We start from the raw sequence: 19,512 nt of genomic DNA, 5'->3' as shown, positions 1-19,512 counted from the left end.
CCTTCACCATGCGCGTGCTGCACTTCTACAAGACCTCCCTTCCCGACAGCATCGGTGGAATCGAACAGGTCATCGATCAGATCGCCCGCGGCGCGGCCGGCCTCGGGGTGACCACCGACGTGCTGTCGCTGGGCGAGCAACGCATCGAACGGCCGATGGAGATCAACGGCTACCACGGCTACCGGGCCAGGCTGGACTTCCAGATCGCCTCCACTGGATTCTCGCTGTCCGCATTCCCGCTGTTCGCCCGCCTGGCGAAACAGGCCGACCTGATCCACTACCACTTTCCGTGGCCGTTCATGGATCTGGTGCACTTCCTCAGTCGCACCCGCAAGCCGACGCTGGTCACCTACCACTCGGACATCATCCGGCAGAAGAACCTGCTCAAGCTCTACCGGCCGCTGGAGCGGCGCTTCCTCGCCGACGTCGACCACATCGTCGCCACCTCGCCCAACTACCTGGCGTCCAGCGACGTGCTGGAGCAGCACCGGGACAAGGTCAGCGTGATTCCCATCGGCCTGGACAAGACCAGCTATCCCGCCGCCTCACCCGAAAAGCTGCGCTACTGGCGCGAGCGCATCGGCCCGAAGTTCTTCCTCTTCGTCGGCGTGATCCGCTATTACAAGGGCCTGCACATCCTGCTGGAGGCCGCCCAGGGCACCGACCTGCCGATCGTCATCGTCGGCGCCGGGCCCATCGAAGCCGAATTGCGCGCCCAGGCTGCCGAACTCGGCCTGATCAACATCCGCTTCCTCGGCCGCCTGCCGGACGAGGACAAGGTCGCACTGCTGGAGCTGAGCTACGCCGTGGTGTTTCCCTCGCATTTGCGTTCGGAGGCGTTCGGCATCTCGCTGCTGGAAGGCGCGATGTATGGCAAGCCGATGATCTCCAGCGAGATCGGCACCGGCACCACCTTCATCAACATCGGCGAAGAGACCGGCCTGGTGGTCCCGGCCGACAACGCCGACGCGTTGCGCGGCGCCATGCAGTACCTGTGGAATCACCCGCAGCAAGCCACCGCGATGGGCCAGCGCGCCGAAGCCCGCTACTGGCAGCTGTTCACCGCGCAACGCATGGCCGAGCGCTACGTGGCGCTGTATCGCCAGTTGGGCTCAAGCCCCCGGTGAGCGGGATTCGCCCGAACCACGGATGCGTTCAGCCGGCCAAACGGCGCCGGAGATGCTGGAGACGCGCGCGCGCATAGCCCAGCCAGCCGAAGGGCCTCTGCGGGGCGCCGGTATCCTGCGGACGGGGGTGCGCGTGCAGCCGGCTCGCGATGTACCGCGCGAGCCGCAGGAAGACTTCCTCGGACGCCAGATCCATCTGCGTGACGAAGGCCGGCCGCAGCGGCTGCGAACGCCAGTCGAAATAGCGCGCATAGGCGATCTCGTCGTGGGCGAGGTCCTGCAGGTAGGCCGCCAGGCTCCGCGGACTCTCGAACGCACCCGCATCGATGTAGCAGTGATCGCCCGGCGCGTAGGCCTCGACGTTCGGCGCGCCCCGATAGACCGGCACGCAGCCCGCCAGCAGCGGCTGGAAGAACTTCTCGGTGACGTAGTCCTCCTCGAAGGTGTTCTCCAGCGCGAGGCAGAAGCGGTAGCCGCCGAGCAGGTCCATCTTGGTCGCCGCGCCCCGATCCGGCTGCGGGATGGCGCTGCTGTTGAGGAACCGGCCGTAGGAATCCACCGGCAGATGACGCATCAGTTCGGCGGCGAAGGCGTTGCGCCTGCTGGTGTCCTTCGGCGCCGACTGGAACAGCGCCGTGGTGCGCGGCTGAACCTTCGCCGGCAGCGGACGCGCCATCGCCGCCCGCCACTCGTCCCATTTGGGGAAATAGGTGCAGCGCACGTCCGCCGCCGGCTCGAAGTTCATCTGTACATCGAAGTGACGCATGAGCCGCGGGTTGTGGCGGATCGGCGTGTGCGCGCGGCTTTCCATCGACCAGCCGACCCACAGCTGGCCGGGATACTTGGGCGCATCGGCGAACTCGTTGAACGCCGGCAGGTGGAAGATCACCGCATCGGCTTCCCGCAGGCGGGCGCGGTCGGTGGTGAAGCGGCAAACGGCCCGGTCGGCGAAGTGCGAGACATCCGGATATTCGCCGAAGAACGCGTTGTAGAAGAGGATCAGTGGGGGGCGTTCCGTCGCGGACATGCACGGCGTTCCTTCAGCGTGTGGAAAGTGGGTGGGCAAGTTCACACCGCCGCGGGCAGGGTCGGCAACTCGAGCCGGCAACGCAGCCGGTCCATGTAGGACTGCGCCTGCAGCAGGCTCCAGACGTGCTCGCGACCGGTCAGCGGACCGTACTGCAGTTGCCAGCGGCGCAGGTTGTCCTGGTCGAGGATCTCCGACCAGTCGTGGATGATCACGACCGGAAGATCGGCGAACAGCGAATCGAGCGCCGAGCTCATGGTAATCACGATGGACCCGAGGTAGAGCGCCTCCCAGGTGCGATGGCAGTCCACCGCATTGCCCTCCAGGCTGAGCACGAAGGGATGGTTCGCATAACGCTGCCATATCGCCCGCTGGCTCACCCGGCGCCGGACCTTTTCGACATGCGCGCAGCCATGCAGCGCCTGCACCGCCGCGATTCGCTGTGCGGAGGCCAGGCTCAAGCCGATGTCGCACAGGATCGTCGGCGGCAGATCGCGCGCGTCGCGACGCATCGCGCGGATGCGCGCCAGGTCGTCGAGCAGCCGGCGCGGGCTGGTGAAGGGGCGCGGCGTGTGCAGGTCGAGCCCGATGGGCAATGGCGCGAGCCGCGGGGCGCCGCTGCCGTCGTGGTTCTGCGTGTACCAGGCGACCAGCCAGGAACAGGAGAGCAGCGCAGCGACCGTTTCCGGACGAAGCTCGGAGGGCACCGAAACGTCGCCGTCGGATGTCACCAGCACGAAGGGCTTGGCGATGGAGGGCAGCGCGGCGGCAACGAAACGATCCAGGTCCGCGGCGACGCCGTCGCGCGACTGCGTGCTCAGCCGGACCCAGACCAGACCGTGGGCATCGGCATAATGCTCGCGGAACAGGCTTTCGCTCTGGACGCTCTCGGTCGGCGCCTGCCAGTAGCCTTCCGGCCCGCGGAAGTCGCACTGGCGGCACAGGCCCTTCGACCAGAGGCAGGGGAGCGGGTCGGAGAAATCATCCGCATCGAAGGTCAGAGCTACGACCGACCTGCGCAGGCGTTTGCCGAGTGCCATGAGCCGCCGCACCATGCCCCATCCCATTTCGTTGCTCTCCCGAAGTCCTGCGCAGGATACCAAGCCGCAGCGCGCAAAGAATCAGCGCGAAACGGCTGTTCACCCTTGTCCGGCATCAATGGGCAGATGCGTGCTCGCGCGGAATCGCCCCGCGGGCCATTTGCTCCGTGCGCGGCCGCTCTGCTAGTGTCGCCGCGGTTTCCGCCCCCGTCGTAGAGAACGCCCATGGCCCGCAAGAAAGCTGCACTCGATTTCGAACAATCCATCGCCGACCTGCAGAACCTGGTCGAGCGCCTGGAAAACGGCGAGCTGTCGCTGGAAGACTCCCTGGGCGCCTTCGAGCAAGGCATTCGCCTCACCCGTGACTGCCAGGCGGCACTCAGCCAGGCCGAGCAGAAGGTCCAGATACTCCTGGAGCGTGACGGCGAAACCGAGGAAGCGCCCTTCGAAACGGACCCCGAGGCATGACCGCGGCCTATCAGAAAGCCTGCCGGGCGCGTGTGGACGCGTGCCTGGAGCGGTTCTTCCAGCCTCCGCAGGACGACCTGGCGCGGCTCTACCAGGCGATGCGCTACAGCGTGATGAACGGCGGCAAGCGGGTGCGCCCGATCCTCGTCTACGCCGCCTGCGAAGCCCTTGGCGGCGACGCCGAACAGGCCGACAACGCGGCCTGTGCCGTGGAGCTGATCCATGCCTATTCGCTGGTGCACGACGATCTGCCGGCGATGGACGACGACGACCTGCGTCGTGGCCAGCCGACCACCCACAAGGCGTTCGACGAAGCGGCGGCGATTCTCGCCGGCGACGGCCTGCAGAGCCTGGCCTTCAGCGTGCTGGCGGAGCCGAGCGCACCCAGCGCCGAGACTCGCCTGCGCATGCTGACCACCCTGGCCCGCGCGGCCGGGCCCGAAGGCATGGTCGGCGGCCAGGCGATCGACCTGGAGTCGGTGGGGCGGCAGATCGACCAGCGCGCGCTGGAAAGCATGCACCGGCACAAGACCGGCGCGCTGATCGAAGCCAGCGTGTGCCTCGGCGCCCTCGCCAGCGGCCGGGCCGACGACGCGGCGCTGGCCGCGCTGCAAACCTACGCGCGGGCCATCGGCCTGGCGTTCCAGGTGCAGGACGACATCCTCGACGTGGAAAGCGACACCGCGACGCTGGGCAAGACCCAGGGCAAGGACCAGGCCCAGGACAAGCCCACCTACCCGGCCCTGCTCGGACTGGAACCCGCCAAGGCCTACGCGCTGGACCTGCGCGACCAGGCGCTGGCCGCGCTGGAGGCCTTCGGCGAGCGCGCCGAACCGCTGCGAGACATTGCGCGCTTCATCGTCGAACGGCGCAGCTAACAGCCATCACTCCGGCGGGGCGATTCAACCGCCCCGCCGACGCGGGACTGCTCTAGTCCTGCCCTTCCCGATCGCGAAAACCGAGCAGATAGAGGATGCCGTCGAGGCCGAGGGTGGAAATCGCCTGCTTGGCCGACTGCTTGACCAGCGGCTTGGCGCGGAAGGCCACGCCGAGGCCAGCCAGGCCGAGCATCGGCAGGTCGTTGGCGCCGTCGCCCACGGCGATGGTCTGCTCCAGGCGCAGGCCTTCCTGTTCCGCCAGCTGACGCAGCAGGTCGGCCTTGCGCTGGGCGTCGACGATCGGCTCGACGGCGACGCCGGTGAGCACGCCGTTCTCGATCTGCAGTTCGTTGGCGAACACGTAGTCGATGCCTAGCCTGGCCTGCAGTTGCCGGGCGAAGTAGCTGAAGCCGCCGGAAAGGATCGCGGTCTTGTAGCCCAGCCGCTTGAGCTCGGCGAACAGCACCTCGGCGCCTTCGGTCAGGCGCAGCGAGGCGCCGACGGCTTCCAGCTCGGATTCCGGCAATCCCTTGAGCAGCGCCAGGCGCTCGGTGAAGCTGGCGCGGAAATCCAGCTCGCCGCGCATCGCCCGCTCGGTGATCTCGGACACCTTCTCGCCGACGCCAGCGACCTTGGCCAGCTCGTCGATGACTTCCGCCTCGATCAGCGTCGAATCCATGTCGAACACCGCCAGGCGCCGGTTGCGGCGGAACACCGAGTCGCGCTGGAAGGCGATGTCGACGTTCAACTCCTGCGCCACGCGGAGGAACTCGGCGCGCAGCGCCAGCGTGTCGGCCGGCTCGCCGCGCACCGAGAACTCGATGCAGCCGTTGCTGCGCTCGTCCGGCGTATCCAGCGGCATACGCCCGGAAAGACGGTCGATACGATCGATGTTGAGGCCGAACTTGGCGGTGATCGAGCTGACCCGCTGCAGCTGTTCGGCGGTCACCTTGCGCGTCAGCAGGGTGACGATGTGGCGGGATTTGCCCTGACCGCCGACCCATTGCTGGTAGTCGGCTTCCGAAACCGGCGTGAAGCGCACCTGCTGATCCAGCTTGTAGCCGGTGAAGAGCACTTCCTTGAGCACCGCCGAGGCGCGCTGGTTGTCCGGGATTTCCACCAGGATGCCGAACGACAGCGTGTCGTGGATCACCGCCTGGCCGATATCGAGGATGTTCACCCCGCCCTGCGCCAGCGCGCCGGTGATGGCGGCGGTCAGGCCCGGGCGGTCTTCCCCGGTGATGTTGATCAGGACGATTTCGCGCAAGGTGCTGGCTCCGCTGAAGAATGCGGCGGCCATTCTAACCGAGCCGTCGACGCCCGGCTTCCCGCTCTGTGCGTCCGCCTGGCGCAAAGGCGGCCGTCTAGCTTGAAGCCTGGCCCGGCTTTTCCCGTATACTGCCGGCCACATTTCCTACTCGAGAAGAGCCGAGCTCCGTGAACCGGCCAGCCCCCGTCAAGCCCGACAACTTCTTCCTCCTCATCTTCCACGCCCTGCGTCAGCGGCGTGTACCCCTGGCCCTGCGCATCGCCAGTCACAGCCTGTTGCTGGTGGCCCTGGCGCTGGTGATCTACGCCTGGGTGATGGGGATGCAGTTCAAGCAGGCGATGCAATCGCAAGCCGACGCCCTCGGCCAGAGCCTGATCACCCAGACCGCCTCCTCGGCGCGCGATCCGCTGGTGTCCAACGACATCCTCAGCCTCAACGTGCTGCTGGGCAACCTGGTGAAGAACCGGCTGGTCGCCCACGCGGCGATCTACAGCGTCGACAACCGCCTGCTCGCCGAGGCCGGTTCGCGGCCCAAGCAGAGCATGCTCGGCGAGACCGAAGGCGTGTTCTCCACGCCGATCACCTTCCAGGAAGTGATCGCCGGGCAGCTGCGTATCAGCCTCGACATGCAGCAGTTCGAGCAGCCGATGACCATCAGCCTGCAGAGCATGGGGCTGCTCAGCCTGATCCTGCTGGCGCTGACCCTGTCGCTGAGCCTGCGCCTGGGCCGGCACATCTCGACGCCGCTGCTGGAGCTGCGGGTGTGGCTGCGCGACCCGGACGATCCGGCGCCCGGCGCAGGCCGCCAGGACGAGATCGGCGACCTCGCGCGCCAGTTGCAGGCGCGCCTGGTGCCGGAAAAACCCGAGCCCGAGGCCGAAGACGAATACCTCGAGGAGGACTACCTCGACGAGGAAGCCGAAGAAGAGTTCGAGGTACGCGACCTCGGCGACAGCCGCTTCGACAGCGACGAGGAGGACGACGACGAACCGGCTCCGGTGCGCGCCTCGAGCCGCCTTCACGACGAGGACGATCCGTTCTCCGAGCTGCGCGACGAAAGCCCGGTCGAGACGCCGAGAACACGGCCGCCGGTACAGGTGCAGCCGGCCCCGGTCGCGGCGGCTCCCAGCCTGCCCGCGCTCAGCGCGGTACTGGCGATCCAGCTCGGCGCCCAGGAACAGCTGCGCCGCCTGCCGCGCAGCCGCCTGCTCGACCTGCTGCAGCGCTACCGCGACTGCCTGGACAAGGCCGCCTCGCTCTACCAGTGCGACCTGCACACACTGAGCGACGGCAGCAGCCTGTTGCTCTTCCATCGCCAGGACAGTGGCGAGGACTACCTGACCCACGCGCTGTGCTGTGGCGAACTGATGCGCGCCCTCGGCCACGCCCTGCAGATCGAGGTCGCCGACAGCGGCATCGCCCTGCAACTGCAACTGGGGCTGACCCTCGGCGAAGACCTGGCCGACCTCGACCAGCCCGAACTGCTGCTCAGCGAAACCGCCCAGGACGCCCTGGCCCTGTCGCAGCACAGCCGCAACCTGCTGCTGGTGGAACGCCGCATCGCCGACGACCCGCTGCTGCGCCAGCGCGCGCGCATCCGCCCGATCGCCAGCCCCGAGGGCGCCTGCTGCGTCGAGCGCCTGCTCGAACCCTACCCCTCGCTGCTCGAACGCCAACTGGTGCGCATGCAGGACATGAACGGCCGCTGAGGCGGCCGTTTCCTTTGGCGATCACGGTACTCCGCCCGGTGGGTTACGCGGCGCAGCACTGCGGCGTCGTACCCCCGCCAGTGCCTATCGCCGCTAACCCACCCTACGTCCAGCCCCACTTCGTAGGGTGGGTTAGGCGCATCACTGGTGTTTCGGTCACTCCCCGTACCCCATGCGCCGTAACCCACCAGACGGGCTATCTTCGAGCCTCTCCCGCAAAGTCGCGCGCAGGTTCGCCACCAACCGCAGCCTTTCGTACTTCAATAAAAAAGCCCGGAGCGCGCTGGGCGGTCCGGGCTCTTGCGCGTGCGGCGCGGGCTAGAAGCGGAACACTTCGGCGCCGTTGCGCACCGGTTCGGCGACCGGGATGCGCGAAGGCTTCTCCTTGGTCGCAGTCGCCGCCCTCGCCTCGGCCTTGCGCGCGCTTTCGGCCAGTTGCCGCGACAGCGGGCCGATCGTCTCGGCCATCTCGCCCGCCAGGCGCTGCAGCAGCACGCCCTGGGCACGCACCTGATCCGCGGCGCTGCCCTGATGCTCCTCCTGCAGGCGCACCAGGCGGGTATCGCGCAGTTGCCCGGCCTTGTCCACCAGGCGCCACTGCGCTTCGAGCACCGCCGGCTGTGTGGGGCCGGAATCCAGCCGCGTGATGTTCAGCTGGGCCTGCACGTCGGCGCTGAAACCGATCGCCGGGGCGAGCGCCACGCGCTGGCTGTTCAGGCGTCCGGCGAGCTGCCGCAGGAGCACATCGTCGACGTTCGCCGAGAGGCGCCCGGCCCAGCGCGCGTCACGGTCGGCGAGCAGGCTGCCGTCGGCCTGGCGCTGCAGCAGGTTGTCCTGGGACAGGTATTCGGCGAGCTGGATCGGACCGAGCAGCACCGCCGGCCCGTTGGCCTTCTGTGGAATGGCCGGACTGCCGCTGTCCAGCTGATAGAGCGGCGTCGGCGCTTTGCTCATGCAGCCGCCCAGGCCCAGCAGGCCGGTCAGCAGAAGCAGACGGGAAACGCGCACGAGAGTCATCAAGAGTCATCCACTGCCACCGCGGGTGGCTGGTTGTTGCATACGGGGACGCTGCGTGAAAAAGCCGCAGCGTCTCGGCTGCTTATGATCCTTTAAACCGGCGCACAACTCCAGTGCGACCCACCGGTCGATTTCGCTCAGTATGCCACCGGAGCCGCGCGCGACGGGAGCTGCAGCCGGGGCGAAATCGCTTCCGGCTGTGTCCGCAGGCTACGGGGCCAACGGCTCGACCAGCAGCGAGTCGACGCGCTGGAAGCCGCGCGGCAGCTTGTTGCCGCGGCGCCCACGCTCGCCCTTGTAGTGCTCCAGATCGCTGGCCTTGAGCGACAGCACGCGCTTGCCGGCCTGCAGAACGAGGGTCGACCCAACCGGCAGCACGGCCAGGTCGGTGAGGTATTCCTCGCGGCTGGCGACGCGGTCGCCGGGGATGCCGATGATCTTGTTGCCCTTGCCCTTGGCCAGTTGCGGCAGGTCACGGACCGGGAAGAGCAGCAGCCGACCCTCGGTGGTCACCGCCGCCAGCCAGTCCTGATCGCGATCGGCGAGCGGCCGCGGCGCCACCACCCGCGCGCCGGCGGGCAACGAGAGCAGCGCCTTGCCCGCCTTGTTCTTCGCCTGCAGGTCCTCGCCCTTGACCACGAAGCCGTAGCCGGCATCGGAGGCGATCACGTAGAGCGCCTCGTCCTCGGGCAGCAGCACGCACTCGAAGCTGGCGCCTGGCGGCGGTTGCAGGCGGCCGGTGAGCGGCTCGCCCTGGCCGCGCGCCGAGGGCAGCGAATGGGCGGCCAGCGAATAGCTGCGCCCGGTGGAGTCGATGAACACGGCGAACTGGTTGGAGCGTCCGGGCGCGGCGACCTTGAAGCCGTCGCCAGCCTTGTAGGAAAGCCCGGTGGCGTCGATGTCGTGGCCCTTGGCGCAGCGCACCCAGCCCTTCTCGGAGACCACCACGGTGACCGGCTCGGTGGGCATCAGTTCGGTTTCCGAGAGCGCCCTGGCTTCGGCGCGGGCGACGATCGGCGAGCGGCGGTCGTCACCGTACTTCTCGGCGTCCTCGAGCAGTTCCTTGCGCACCAGCTTCTTCAGCTTGGCCTCGCTGCCGAGCAGCGCCAGCAGCTTTTCACGTTCCTTGGCCAGCTCTTCCTGCTCGCCACGGATCTTCATTTCCTCGAGGCGCGCCAGCTGGCGCAGGCGGGTGTCGAGGATGTAGTCGGCCTGGGTATCGCTCAGCTCGAAGCGCTGCATCAGCACCGCTTTGGGATGTTCCTCGGTACGAATGATGTGGATCACTTCGTCCAGGTTGAGGAAGGCGATCAACAGGCCTTCCAACAGGTGCAGGCGCTTTTCCACCTTGTCCAGGCGGAACTGCAGGCGCCGGCGCACGGTGTTGACGCGGTAGACCAGCCATTCCACCAGCAACTGGCGGAGGTTCTTCACCGACGGCTTGCCGTCCAGGCCGATGACGTTGGTGTTGACCCGGTAGCTGGACTCCAGGTCGGTGGTGGCGAACAGGTGCTGCATCAGCTCGTCGGCATCCACGCGGTTGGAACGCGGGATGATGACGATGCGGCAGGGGTTCTCGTGGTCCGATTCGTCGCGCAGATCGGCCACCATCGGCAGCTTCTTCGCCTGCATCTGCCCGGCGATCTGCTCCAGCACCTTGGCCCCGGAGACCTGGTGCGGCAGCGCGGTGACCACCACGTCGCCGTCCTCGACGCGGTAGACGGCGCGCATGCGCACCGAGCCGCGACCGGTCTCGTAGAGCTTCAACAGGTCGGCGCGTGGCGTGATGACTTCCGCCTCGGTCGGGAAATCCGGGCCGAGGATGTGCTCGCAGAGCTGCTCCACCGTGGCGTTCGGCTCGTCGAGCAGGCGCACGCAGGCGGCGGCGACTTCGCGCAGGTTGTGCGGCGGCACGTCGGTGGCCATGCCCACGGCGATCCCGGTGGTGCCATTCAACAAGAGGTTGGGAAGCCGCGCCGGCAGCGTCGCCGGCTCGTCCAGGGTACCGTCGAAGTTCGGCACCCAGTCCACGGTGCCCTGGCCGAGTTCGCTGAGCAGCACCTCGGAATAGCGCGACAGGCGCGCCTCGGTGTAGCGCATGGCGGCGAAGGATTTCGGATCGTCCGGCGCGCCCCAGTTGCCCTGGCCGTCGACCAGCGTGTAGCGGTAGCTGAACGGCTGTGCCATCAGCACCATGGCTTCGTAGCAGGCCGAATCGCCGTGCGGGTGGAACTTGCCGAGCACGTCGCCGACGGTACGCGCCGACTTCTTGTGCTTGGAGTCGGCGTCCAGGCCCAGCTCGCTCATCGCGTAGATGATGCGGCGTTGCACCGGTTTCAGGCCGTCGCCGATGTGCGGCAGGGCGCGATCCATGATCACGTACATCGAGTAGTTGAGGTAGGCCTGCTCGGTGAAGTCGGCCAGGGAGCGGCGCTCCACGCCTTCCAGGCTCAGGTCGAGGGTTTCGCTCATCGGGTCTATTCCTGGGTTCTGTTCGGTGTATAGCGGCGCAGCACCAGGGTGCCGTCGCGCTGGGTGAATTCGAGTTGGCGCAGCGCGCTCATGCCGAGCAGCACGCGCTCGCCGTCGAAACCGGGCGCCACCAGGGCGCGCACGTCCTGGAGCACGATGTCACCGATGCGCAGGCTGCGCAGACGGGTGCGATAGCCTTCGCTGCGGCCGTTGGCGGTCATCAGGCCGACCGCTTCGCCGCGTTCCAGGCCAAGGCGCTCGGCCACCGACTGCGGAATCGCCACGTCGGTGGCGCCGGTGTCGAGAAGAAAGCTCACCGGCTGCTCGTTGATCTGCCCGCTGGCGATGAAATGCCCGCGGCCGTCGCCGGCCAGCTGCACTTCGACGTAGTTCTCAGCATGCCGCGACTGCGGTGCCTGGTTGGGGTTCTCCCGCGACGCCTGCCACTCGCCGAAGAAGCGCGTGGCCAGCAGCAAGCCGGCGCCCCAGGCGAGCACCAGCATCACCCGGCCGATGCGCTGGCCCGGTCGCTGCGTGCTCACGGGTTCGCTCCCCAGCCCCTGGCCGGCGCGGCGAAGCGCCAGAGGATCGGACGGTCCTCGCCATCGCCGCGGGCGTGCTTGCCGTTGTCGAGCATGATCCAGGCGCCGTTGGCGTCCACCACCAGGCCTTCGGCCATGCCCCAGGTCTTGCCGTAGTCACGCGCCTCGGTCAGCCCTTCCCGGGCGAACGACCAGCAGCGCTCGGCGTCGCCGTGCTTCAGCGAGCGCCGGCAGATGCGATAGGTCGCGCGTTCCAGGGTGTAGAGCTTGCCGTCGAACAGCGAAAGGCCGGAGAAGTCGCGCGGCATGCTGTCACCCTTCGGCGTGTCCTCGCGCCCGCCTTCGCTCATCAGCACGCAGCCGTCGCTGCATGCCCAGCCGCCCTTGCGCTTCTGCAGGGCCAGCAGGCCGCGCTTCTCGCGCTCGGCGGCGAGCCACAGGCGGTCGCCCTCGGGGTTGATGACGATGCCCTCGAACAAACTGTTGTACTGCTGCAACATACCGCTCGCCCGCGCCTGGCGAACCAGCGCCGGGGGCAGCGGCAACCAGCTCGGCGGAGCCGCCAGCGGTATCTGCAGCACCGCGGCCTGGCTTTCGCTGACCAGATAGCGGTTGCCCGCCATATCGCAGGCCAGGCCTTCGAAATCGAGCTCGCCGCCGCGCATTTTGCCGAGCACCCAGGCGCTGCTGCGCAGGCCCGCGGAGAGCCCCACGTCCGGTGCAGGCGGGGCGACGAAGGTTTCCACCTCGACCTGCCACGGTTCGCCACCGGCCTGGGGAATTAGCCGGTAGAAGCGGTCGTCCTCGCGATCGGAGACGGTCCACAACGAATCGCCGCAGCGCTCCAGGCCGGAGAGATTGCCCGCCGGCACGCCGTCGATGACGTGCTCGTCGAGCAGCGTCAGCTCCTCCAGCTCAGCGGCGGCGCAGGGTTGCAGCAGGATCAGCAGCGGCAGGAGGGCGAGGATCGCGCGCGCGCCTGGGGTCACACCAGAACCTCGGCGAGGTTGCCCTTGGACTCCAGCCAGCTCTTGCGGTCGCCGGCGCGTTTCTTCGCCAGCAGCATGTCCATCATCTCGCGGGTCGCGTCGAAGTCTTCCAGGGTCAGTTGCACCAGGCGCCGGGTGTTCGGGTCCATGGTGGTCTCGCGCAGCTGCAGCGGGTTCATCTCGCCGAGGCCCTTGAAGCGGGTGACCTGCGGCTTGCCGCGTTTCTTCTCGGCGCTCAGGCGCTCGAGAATGCCGTCGCGCTCCGCTTCGTCGAGGGCGTAGTGGATTTCCTTGCCCAGGTCGATGCGGTACAGCGGCGGCATCGCCACGTACACGTGCCCGGCATCCACCAGCGGGCGGAAGTGGCGGACGAACAGCGCGCAGATCAGCGTGGCGATGTGCAGGCCGTCGGAGTCGGCGTCGGCGAGGATGCAGATCTTGCCGTAGCGCAGCTCGCCGAGGTCCGGCGAGCCGGGATCGACGCCGATGGCCACGGCGATGTGGTGCACTTCCTGGCTGGCGAGCACTTCGCCGCCATCGACTTCCCAGGTGTTCAGGATCTTCCCGCGCAGCGGCAGGATCGCCTGAAACTCCTTGTCTCGCGCCTGCTTGGCCGAGCCGCCGGCGGAATCGCCCTCGACCAGGAACAGCTCGGAGCGCATCGGGTCCTGGCCGGCGCAATCGGCCAGCTTGCCGGGCAGCGCCGGGCCCTGGGTGATCTTCTTGCGCTCGACCTTCTTGCCGGCCTTGAGGCGGCGGCCGGCGTTGCTGATCGCCAGCTCGGCGAGCTGCAGGCCCAGCTCGGGGTGGGCGTTGAGCCACAGGCTGAAGGCGTCCTTGACCACTCCGGAGACGAACGCAGCGGCCTCACGGGAGGACAGGCGCTCCTTGGTCTGGCCGGAGAATTGCGGCTCCTGCATCTTCATCGAGAGGACGAAAGCGATGCGCTCCCAGACGTCTTCCGGGGCCAGCTTGACGCCGCGCGGCAACAGGTTGCGGAACTCGCAGAACTCGCGCATGGCGTCCAGCAGGCCCTGGCGCAGGCCGTTGACATGGGTGCCGCCCTGGGCGGTGGGGATCAGGTTGACGTAGCTTTCCTGCACGCTCTCGCCGCCCTCGGGCAGCCACAGCAGCGCCCAGTCCACCGCTTCCTTGGTGCCGGCGAGGGAGCCGACGAAGGGCGCGTCGGGCAGGCGCAGGTGTTCGGCGACCGAGTCGGCGAGGTACGAGCGCAGGCCGTCCTCGTAGTGCCATTCGACCTTCTCGCCGCTGGCCTTGTCCTCGAAACTCACCGACAGGCCCGGACAGAGCACGGCCTTGGCCTTGAGCACGTGCTTGAGGCGGCTGATGGAGAACTTTGGCGTATCGAAGTACTTCGGGTCCGGCCAGAAGTGCACGCTGGTGCCGGTGTTGCGCTTGCCGACCGTGCCGACCACCGCCAGATCGCTGGCCTTGAAGCCGTCGGCGAAGCTCATCAGGTACTCGCTGCCGTCGCGCTTGACGCGCACTTCGACGCGGGTCGACAGGGCGTTCACCACCGAGATACCGACGCCGTGCAGACCGCCGGAGAACTGGTAGTTCTTGTTCGAGAACTTGCCGCCGGCGTGCAGCTTGGTGAGGATCAGCTCGACACCGGATACGCCCTCTTCCGGGTGGATGTCCACCGGCATCCCGCGGCCGTCGTCCATCACTTCCAGCGAGTTGTCCTCGTGGAGGATCACCTGCACCGAGCGGGCGTGGCCGGCGAGGGCCTCGTCGACGCTGTTGTCGATGACTTCCTGGGCCAGATGGTTGGGCCGCGAGGTGTCGGTGTACATGCCCGGGCGCTTGCGCACCGGGTCGAGCCCGGAAAGGACTTCGATGGCGTCGGCGTTGTAAGTGGCCATGAGCTCTCGTGGTCTAGATGTCGGAAAAATCGCTGTCGCGCCAGTCCCGCGGATCGAACCCGGCGAAGTGCAGGAGCGCCGGCAGGCGCTCGGCGAACCCCTGGAAGCCATGGTCGCCACCCGCCTGGATACGCAGCGCGCAGCCGCGGTAGTAGGCCTGGGCGTGGCGGTAGTCGAGGGTTTCGTCGGCGGTCTGCAGCCACACCTGGTAGCGCTGCGCATCGTTGGGTGCAGGCACTTCCAGCTCGGCCAGGGCATCCACGTGATCCTGGGTGAGTTCCCAGGCCTCGCCGCTGTAATGGTTCGTCTGCGGCCCGAGATGACCGTCGAACAACCGGTGCGGGCTGACCGCCGGGTTGATCAGCAGGGCCTTGAGGCCATGGCGCTCGGCGAGGTGGGTCGCATAGTAGCCGCCCAGCGAGCTGCCGACCAGCACCGGCCGGCCCAGCTCGGCGATCAGCGCATCGAGCGTGGCGATGGCTTCGCGCGGATGGTGGTGCAGCGCCGGAACCCGCAGCCGGTCGCTCCAGCCGAGGCGTGCCATGGCCCGCGTCAGTTGGCTCGCCTTGAGCGAATCGGGCGAACTGTTGAGGCCGTGCAGATAGAGAATGGAAGTCGTCATGGGGTGGGGAGGCTACAAGTTCGGGCGTAGCCGCCGCAAGCGTCGCGCCGTCAGTAACCCTTGATGCTGTAGTCGACGACGAAGTCGATGCCGGTGACCCGCGACACGCCGGTCTCCAGGCTGCCGTCGTCGTTCAGCCGCAGCCAGCGATAGCCGGGCGCCAGACGGTCGACCTGGAACGCCTCGCTGCCCGGCGCGAACTGCACGCAGGTCGAGGGCGACGCCAGCAGGCGCACGCCGTTGCGCTGCTGGTCGAACTCCTGATGCACGTGGCCCCAGAGCAGCGCGCGCACCTGCGGAAAACGGTCGGTGACGGCGAACAGCGCCGCCGGGTTGCGGACGCCGATCGGCTCCATCCAGCGGCAACCGATGGACACCGGGTGATGATGGAAGCTGACCAGCACATGGCGCTGCGCGGCGTCCTCCAGGGCTTCTTCCAGCAGGTGCAGCTGCGCGTCGTCGAGATGCCCGGGCACGGCGCCGGGGATGGTGCGGTCGAGCAGGATCAAGCGCCAGGCGCCGATGTCCACCACCGCGTCGAGCAGGTCGGTGCCGGCGCAGGCTTCGCGCATCGGCGCGCGTTCGTCGTGGTTGCCGGGAAACCAGCGCGCCGGCGCGTCGATCGCGGCGCTCATCTGGCGGAAACGCTGGTACGACGCCAGCGAGCCGTCCTGCGAAAGGTCGCCGCTGGCGAGCAGCAGATCGATCCGCGGCTGCTCCTCGAGCACCCGCTCGATGACCCGTTGCAGGCTGTCCGCGGTGTCCATGCCCAGCAGCTTGCCGTCCGCCTCGGCGAAGAGGTGACTATCGGACAACTGCACCAGCAGGACCGACGAGTCGGCATGGGTTGACAGGCGCGGCAAGGCTGTCTCCTTCGAGCGAAAGTTGCGGGATTATGGTGTCTGGGACGCGGGCGGGCAAACCATGAAGGGGACGCAGGTCACAGTTGGCGCGACAGCCCGTCGCAGAAGTGGCTGCGCGGCCCCGGAAACGGGTGGCAGGGGCAGCGCACGGACCTGGTGCCACGATGCGCCACGGTTTGGGGCTCCGTACTAGATCTGCCGCTCCAGTTCGTGCCCGCAGGCCAGGCAATGGCTCAGCCACTCGCCGAGAAACAGGTTGAGCTGGCTCTTCTCGTCGGGCTGGTGCATGTCGGCATTCGGGTAGGGATAGATGCCACGGAAGCGCCGGGCCTTTTCCGCGCAGATCACCTCGGCCATGCGCGCGTCGTGATAGACGCGCACCTCCAGCCGCGGCACCGGCAGCCACGGCAGGCTGTGTTCCTGGCGAACCTGCAGGGTGGTGGTGTACGGGCCGGCGTCGAGCACTTCGAGGGCGAGCACGCCGAGCAGGCGTTCGCCCTGGCTCAGGGCGACCCGGCGCGCGCCGTTACCGTCGCGCATCGACGGCAGGAGGCGCATCAGCCGGGCGTAATTCGCCTCGCAGGTGGCCTGCAGGCCGGTCAGATCGACCCGGTAACGTTCACGCAGCAGATTCAAGACCAGAGCCCCCGAACTTCATTTCGATTCAAGGCCAGCCATTGCAAGGCGATGATGCTGGCAGCGTTGTTGATGCGGCCATCCCTGAGCAACTGCAAGGCATCGGCGAACGACAGCAGGTGCACGCGAATGTCCTCGCCCTCCTCTTCCAGACCATGCACGCCGCCGGCGCCCTCGCTGTCGCAGCGCCCCACGTACAGGTGAACCAGCTCGTCGCTGCCGCCGGGAGAGGGAAAATAGGTGGTGATCGGCCAGAGCGCGCCGAGCGTCAGCCCGGACTCCTCGACCGCTTCGCGGCGCGCCACCTCCTCCGGCTCCTCGGCCTTGTCGATCAGGCCGGCGACCAGCTCGAGCATCCAGGGGTTCTCCGACTTGTCGAGGGCGCCGACGCGGAACTGCTCGATCAGCACCACGCGGTCGTGCTTCGGGTCGTAGGGCAACACGCAGACGGCGTCGTGGCGGACGAACAGCTCACGACTGATCTGAGGTCCCATCGCCCCGGAAAACTGCCGGTGACGCAGGTGCAGGCGGTCGAGCCGGTAGAAACCCTGGAAGCAGTTTTCCCGCTCGACGAGTTCCACCGCACCGGCGTCGGGCTTGAAGGTATCGATCATGCTCAGCTCGCTTGCTGGTTGATGTTCGCGCCATCCTAACGCGCCCGATCGGCAGGCGCAGCCCTTTGCGGATTAACCGCGGCCTGTGTTATTCGTCACCCGATCCAGAGGCCGCCCAGGCGAACTCGGGCCACTTCGGGCAATCGAAGACCGCACCCTAACCGACTGTGCAAACCACGATGAATTCCCTACCTTTCGCGAAACCCTTCTGCCTCGCCGGGCTGGTCCTGGCGCTCGGCGCCTGCCAGACCTTCACCCCACCGCCCAAGGACAAACCGCTCGAAGCCCAGCACATCGCCTGGGAGCATCGCTCCGCCGGTTGCCAGGCCAGCGACTGTGCGCTGATCAACGTCGACACCTTGCGTTTCATCGACGAACCGGCACTCACCGAGCTGATCGAAAAGCGCCTGCTGGCGATGACCGACGACTCGCCGGACCGCGCGCCGGCGGCCACCCTGCAGGATTACGAGAAGGAATTCCTCACCCGCGCCGATGCGCGCTGGGCGACCTATCTGCAGGCGAAAGTAATCGACCAGCATGGCCCGTTGACGGTGGTCGAGCTGTCCAGCTATCTGGAAACTGGCGGAGCCCACGGCATGCCCGGCCGCGGCTTCATCAACTACGACCGCCAGCAGGACCGCGCCCTGACCTTGCAGGACGTGCTGCTGCCCGGCCAGGAGGAGGCCTTCTGGCGCCTCGCGGCGCAGGCGCACCAGCGCTGGCTGGCCGAGAACAAGTTCGCCCAGGAACCCGGATTCGCCGCCAACTGGCCGTTCCAGCGCACCGACAACGTCGCCCTGAAGAAGGACGAAGTGCTGCTCAAGTACCCGGTCTACAGCATCGCGCCCTACGCCGCCGGGCATCCGGAACTGCACCTGCCGTATGCGCAGCTGCAGGGCATCCTGCAGCCGCAGTACCTGCCGACGAAGTGACGCGCGGGGCGCCTCGCGCGCGCCTCGCCTAACTCATGCGACCGCGGGCGCCTGCCGGCCGCGACGCGACCAGCCGAACGCGAGTTGCAGCATGCCGGCGAGCAGCAGCGACGGCAGCGTCGCGCCGACGTCCGGCGCCAGCTGCGCCAGCAGGTGGTAGGTGAGCGCACCGCACGCCCAGGCGACCAGCGCATCCCAGCGCAAGCCAGCCGGCGCCACGGCGGCGCGGCGTTGGCGCAGCACGAAGTGGTCGATCAGCACCACGCCGAACAGCGGCGCGAACACCGAGCCGATCATCAGCAGGAAGTTCTGGTACTCCGCCAGCGGCGCGAACAGCGCGATCAACGTGCACAAGGTGCCGAGGCCCAGCGCCAGGTGCTCGACCTTCAACGCCACCAGGGTGCCGCTGGACACCGCCGCCGAGTGGATGTCGGCGAAGGCGTTCTCCGACTCGTCGAGCAGGATCAGCAGCAGCGGAATCCCCAGGCCGGCGCCGGCCAGCGCCAGCAGCAGGGCGTTCATCTCGCCGCTCGGGGCGAAGGCCAGGGTGTAGGCGACGCCCAGGCTCATCAACCAGACGTTGCCGCAGAAGAACCCTGCCGCGGTGCCGGCGAACACCCGCCCGGCCGCCTTGCCGAAGCGCGAGTAATCGGCGATCAGCGGCAACCACGACAGCGGCATGGCGATGGCGATGTCGAAACCCAGGGCGAACGGCAGCGAACCGTCGCCGGCGCGCGCCCACAGCGCGCCCAGGTCGGCCTTGTCGAAGAGGTTCCAGGTCAGCCACAGGCAGGCGCCGAGCAGCAGCCAGATGCCCCACTTGCGCAGCACCCGGCGCACGAAGGTCAGCGGGCCGGTCACCGCCAGCAGCGTGGCCAGTGCGCCGAAGAACAGCGTCCACAGCCAGGGGCTGGTCAGCACGCTGCCCTCGGCGAACAGCTTGCCGGCCAGCAGGCTGGCGGCATCGCGCATGACGATGATCTCGAATGCCCCCCAGCCGACCAGTTGCAGCAGATTGAGCAGCGCCGGCAACACCGCACCGCGACTGCCCAGGCTGAGTTTCAGCGCGGACATCGCCGACAATCCGGTATCGGCGCCGATCACCGCCACCGCGCCGAGCAGCAACACGCCGACCGCGGTGCCGAGCAGGATCGCGCCGACGCCGCCCGCCAGGCCGAGGCCCGGCGCCAGCAGGCCGCCAAGCTGCAGCACCATCAGCCCGATGCCGAGGGAGAACCACAGGGAAAACAGATCGCGCGCGCCCAGCACGCGCTGGGCGGCGGGGACGGCAACGCCGGGGGAATAGGTGCCGGAAGGAAGAGGCATCGTAGGGGGCTCGTTCAAGTGAGTGACGGCTGCGGACTGGCCGCAGCGCTGCGTATTCGCAGGGTGGATGACGCTCTATCCCTCCACCGCGCGG

General features: G+C 68.0%; 18 protein-coding genes. 5 read left to right on the top strand and 13 right to left on the bottom strand.

The window, feature by feature from the left end; genetic code table 11:
* Positions 1–8: 8 nt before the first annotated feature.
* Complete coding sequence (locus BLV15_RS06965; protein ID WP_090225864.1) at positions 9–1,127, top strand: glycosyltransferase family 4 protein; 1,119 nt, start codon at positions 9–11, stop codon at positions 1,125–1,127.
* Between the two features lie 28 nt (positions 1,128–1,155).
* On the opposite strand, the gene BLV15_RS06960 is transcribed toward BLV15_RS06965, so the two are convergent.
* Together BLV15_RS06960 and BLV15_RS22065 are read right to left on the bottom strand one after the other, a co-directional pair.
* Entirely contained in the window at positions 1,156–2,154 is a 999-nt protein-coding gene (locus BLV15_RS06960; protein WP_175534309.1) for a glycosyltransferase family 10 fucosyltransferase, read from the bottom strand.
* Positions 2,155–2,195: 41 nt separating this feature from the next.
* On the bottom strand, positions 2,196–3,194 hold the full coding sequence (locus BLV15_RS22065) for a hypothetical protein (RefSeq protein ID WP_175534308.1): 999 nt from the start codon (positions 3,192–3,194) through the stop codon (positions 2,196–2,198).
* Between the two features lie 225 nt (positions 3,195–3,419).
* Between BLV15_RS22065 and BLV15_RS06955 the strand changes: the two genes are divergently transcribed.
* Positions 3,420–3,662 (top strand): exodeoxyribonuclease VII small subunit, encoded by a 243-nt coding sequence (locus BLV15_RS06955; RefSeq protein ID WP_090225858.1) that lies wholly within the window; start codon positions 3,420–3,422, stop codon positions 3,660–3,662.
* Complete coding sequence (ispA, locus tag BLV15_RS06950; RefSeq protein ID WP_090225856.1) at positions 3,659–4,540, top strand: (2E,6E)-farnesyl diphosphate synthase; 882 nt, start codon at positions 3,659–3,661, stop codon at positions 4,538–4,540. The genes BLV15_RS06955 and ispA overlap by 4 nt, the downstream gene beginning before the upstream one ends.
* Before the next feature lie 52 nt (positions 4,541–4,592).
* Here the strand turns inward: ispA and serB are convergent, their stop codons facing one another.
* Positions 4,593–5,807, bottom strand: coding sequence for a phosphoserine phosphatase SerB (gene serB, locus BLV15_RS06945; RefSeq protein ID WP_090227382.1), 1,215 nt, complete (start codon positions 5,805–5,807; stop codon positions 4,593–4,595).
* Positions 5,808–5,977: 170 nt separating this feature from the next.
* On the opposite strand from serB, the gene BLV15_RS06940 reads away from it, so the two are divergent.
* Positions 5,978–7,519, top strand: coding sequence for an AhpA/YtjB family protein (locus BLV15_RS06940; protein ID WP_090225853.1), 1,542 nt, complete (start codon positions 5,978–5,980; stop codon positions 7,517–7,519).
* 318 nt (positions 7,520–7,837) lie between these two features.
* Here BLV15_RS06940 and BLV15_RS06935 read toward each other — a convergent pair whose 3' ends face one another.
* The 9 genes from BLV15_RS06935 to BLV15_RS06895 form a co-directional block, all read right to left on the bottom strand.
* Complete coding sequence (locus tag BLV15_RS06935; protein WP_090225850.1) at positions 7,838–8,536, bottom strand: PqiC family protein; 699 nt, start codon at positions 8,534–8,536, stop codon at positions 7,838–7,840.
* Between the two features lie 210 nt (positions 8,537–8,746).
* Positions 8,747–11,008: a DNA topoisomerase IV subunit A gene (gene parC / locus BLV15_RS06930; protein ID WP_090225848.1), complete on the bottom strand. Its 2,262-nt coding sequence runs from the start codon at positions 11,006–11,008 to the stop codon at positions 8,747–8,749.
* A gap of 5 nt (positions 11,009–11,013) precedes the next feature.
* Positions 11,014–11,550 (bottom strand): retropepsin-like aspartic protease family protein, encoded by a 537-nt coding sequence (locus BLV15_RS06925; RefSeq protein WP_090225845.1) that lies wholly within the window; start codon positions 11,548–11,550, stop codon positions 11,014–11,016.
* Positions 11,547–12,539 carry an esterase-like activity of phytase family protein gene (locus BLV15_RS06920; RefSeq protein ID WP_245728147.1) on the bottom strand — a complete coding sequence of 331 codons (993 nt, stop codon included), beginning with the start codon at positions 12,537–12,539 and terminating at the stop codon, positions 11,547–11,549. The genes BLV15_RS06925 and BLV15_RS06920 overlap by 4 nt, the downstream gene beginning before the upstream one ends.
* Positions 12,536–14,425 (bottom strand): DNA topoisomerase IV subunit B, encoded by a 1,890-nt coding sequence (parE, locus tag BLV15_RS06915; protein ID WP_090225842.1) that lies wholly within the window; start codon positions 14,423–14,425, stop codon positions 12,536–12,538. The genes BLV15_RS06920 and parE overlap by 4 nt, the downstream gene beginning before the upstream one ends.
* Before the next feature lie 13 nt (positions 14,426–14,438).
* Positions 14,439–15,047, bottom strand: a complete 609-nt coding sequence (locus BLV15_RS06910; RefSeq protein ID WP_090225840.1) for a YqiA/YcfP family alpha/beta fold hydrolase — start codon at positions 15,045–15,047, stop codon at positions 14,439–14,441.
* Positions 15,048–15,097: 50 nt separating this feature from the next.
* Positions 15,098–15,910: a 3',5'-cyclic-AMP phosphodiesterase gene (gene cpdA, locus BLV15_RS06905; protein ID WP_090225838.1), complete on the bottom strand. Its 813-nt coding sequence runs from the start codon at positions 15,908–15,910 to the stop codon at positions 15,098–15,100.
* Positions 15,911–16,099: 189 nt separating this feature from the next.
* Positions 16,100–16,552, bottom strand: a complete 453-nt coding sequence (locus BLV15_RS06900; protein ID WP_090225836.1) for a DUF1249 domain-containing protein — start codon at positions 16,550–16,552, stop codon at positions 16,100–16,102.
* Entirely contained in the window at positions 16,543–17,160 is a 618-nt protein-coding gene (locus BLV15_RS06895; RefSeq protein ID WP_090225833.1) for an NUDIX domain-containing protein, read from the bottom strand. Before BLV15_RS06895 ends, BLV15_RS06900 begins: the two co-directional genes overlap by 10 nt.
* 179 nt (positions 17,161–17,339) lie before the next feature.
* Here BLV15_RS06895 and BLV15_RS06890 point away from each other — a divergent pair, with 179 nt between their 5' ends.
* The gene (locus tag BLV15_RS06890; protein WP_090225831.1) at positions 17,340–18,092 is read left to right on the top strand and encodes an RsiV family protein; all 753 of its coding nucleotides are present in this window, start codon (positions 17,340–17,342) and stop codon (positions 18,090–18,092) included.
* A gap of 33 nt (positions 18,093–18,125) precedes the next feature.
* On the opposite strand, the gene cytX is transcribed toward BLV15_RS06890, so the two are convergent.
* The gene (cytX, locus tag BLV15_RS06885) at positions 18,126–19,418 is read right to left on the bottom strand and encodes a putative hydroxymethylpyrimidine transporter CytX (RefSeq protein ID WP_090225828.1); all 1,293 of its coding nucleotides are present in this window, start codon (positions 19,416–19,418) and stop codon (positions 18,126–18,128) included.
* Positions 19,419–19,512: the final 94 nt, after the last annotated feature.

The organism is Pseudomonas kuykendallii, assembly GCF_900106975.1.
Taxonomy (GTDB): Bacteria; Pseudomonadota; Gammaproteobacteria; order Pseudomonadales; family Pseudomonadaceae; genus Pseudomonas_O; species Pseudomonas_O kuykendallii.
The sequence above is the reverse complement of the archived record's forward strand: the minus strand, read 5'-3'. Positions and strand labels throughout refer to the sequence as shown.